The organism is Bacillus cereus group sp. BfR-BA-01453 (genome assembly GCF_022662915.1).
Classification (GTDB): Bacteria; Bacillota; Bacilli; order Bacillales; family Bacillaceae_G; genus Bacillus_A; species Bacillus_A paranthracis.
Map to the genome: position 1 here is coordinate 1 of NZ_JAKUEN010000039.1, position 1,804 is coordinate 1,804.

The window sequence follows — 1,804 nt, forward strand, 5'->3', positions numbered from 1 at the left end:
AAGAGGTTGTCCCAAAAGTAGCTGAATAGCTACTTTTGGGCAACCTCTTTCTTTACAGAAAATATAAAAAAGAATCGTCCATCTTTGATATAATTAAGTCACCACAACCAAATCATCAAAAGAAAGGAACGATTCTCTTATGTTTATAGATTATAACAAAAAACAACTCACTTTTCCATTAGATGTTGAGGTTTATATTCCTGAACATCATCTTTCACGTGTGGTTCATACAGCTGTAGAAGCGATGGACCTCTCTATCCTCTTATCACGTTATCCAGGTGGTGGCAGACCACCTTATCACCCAAAAATGATGTTGAAAGTCTTATTATATGCCTACACAAAAGGAATCTATTCTTCTCGAAAAATCGAGGAACAACTCCATGAAAATATCCATTTCATGTGGCTTTCTGACGAAAAAACACCAGACTTTCGTACAATCAATCGTTTTCGATCAGAGCGTATGAAAGACGTGATTTATGAAACTTTCTTCTCTCTTATCGACCTATTGAAACAAGAAGGACTTGTCAAACTCGAAGATTATTTTCTAGATGGAACAAAAATAGAGGCAAATGCCAATCGATATACGTTTGTATGGAGAAAATCCACCGAAAAATATGATCAAAAGCTAGATGAGAAGTACCAAAAGATTGTCGCGACAATTGAACAAGCAAGTGAAGACGATCAGAAAGCGGAATTAGAAGAAGAACAAATGAAAGATGCTTGTCCTGTCACTTCTGAAAAAATTAAACAAACTATTCAAACCTTAGAAAAACGCCTACAAGATGAACCGAAAAATAAAACGATGAAAAAAGCGAAGCGTCAGTTGGAAAAGGATCTTCTTCCACGCAAAATAAAGTACGAAGCTCATAAAGAAACCTTTCAAGAAAGAAATAGCTTTTCAAAAACAGATACAGACGCGACCTTTATGCGGATGAAAGAAGACCATATGAAAAACGGTCAGCTTAAACCAGGATACAATCTACAAGTTGGAACTGAGGATCAATTTATTACAGGGTTTAGTATTCATCAAAAAGCGGGAGATACAACTTGTTTCATTCCTCATTTTGAAATGTTTGAGAAGTACAATCGTGTAAAACCTAAAAATGTGGTTGCTGATTCTGGTTATGGAAGCGAAGAAAACTATGCATTCTGCGAAGAGAAAAATATGAAAGCATATGTGAAATACAATACGTTTGAAAAAGAACAAACGAAAGCTTGGACGAAACAAATCGGTCGCGTAGAAAATATGTCTTATGATGAAGAGCTGGATGAATGGATTTGCGCCAATGAAAAACGCCTTATTTTTTCACATGAAAGCAAACAACAAACAAGCAATGGTTATACTTCTATCAAAAGAACGTATCGTTGTACAGAATGTTTGGGCTGTCCATTTCAAGAAACATGTGCCAAAGGAAAAGAAACCAAATCTATCAGTGTCTCTGTCAAAAATCAAAAACAGCGAAAAGAAGTACGAGAACGTTTACGTACAAAAGAAGGTAAAGAATTATATGGAAAGCGAAAAATAGAGGTGGAACCTGTATTTGGTCATATTAAATACAATCGTTTCTTCCAACGTTTTTCCTTGCGAGGCCTTTCTAAAAATCGACTAGAATGGGGTCTTATTTGTGTTGCCCATAATTTACGGAAATGGACAACAACAGCCCAATTAAAAGCGAAAAACCTCAATCATAAGTAGAAAACCCATTGTTTTTCTACTTATGATTGGGGTTTTTATCCATATACAGGAAAAATAAAAGAAGTTGTCTCCAAAAGTTCGTTTTTAACGACCTTTTGGGACAACCTC

The 1,804-nt window shown here is 35.6% G+C and carries 1 protein-coding gene; it reads left to right on the plus strand.

Features of this window, described 5'->3' with window-relative positions; translation table 11 throughout:
* Positions 1-139 precede the first annotated feature (139 nt).
* Positions 140-1,696, plus strand: a complete 1,557-nt coding sequence (locus MR070_RS26775) for an IS1182 family transposase (RefSeq protein ID WP_242262297.1) — start codon at positions 140-142, stop codon at positions 1,694-1,696.
* Positions 1,697-1,804: the final 108 nt, after the last annotated feature.

Coding starts and splice junctions, on each gene's coding strand:
- MR070_RS26775 (WP_242262297.1), top strand. CDS start 140: ATGTTTATAGATTATAACAAAAAACAACTCACTTTTCCATTAGATGTT.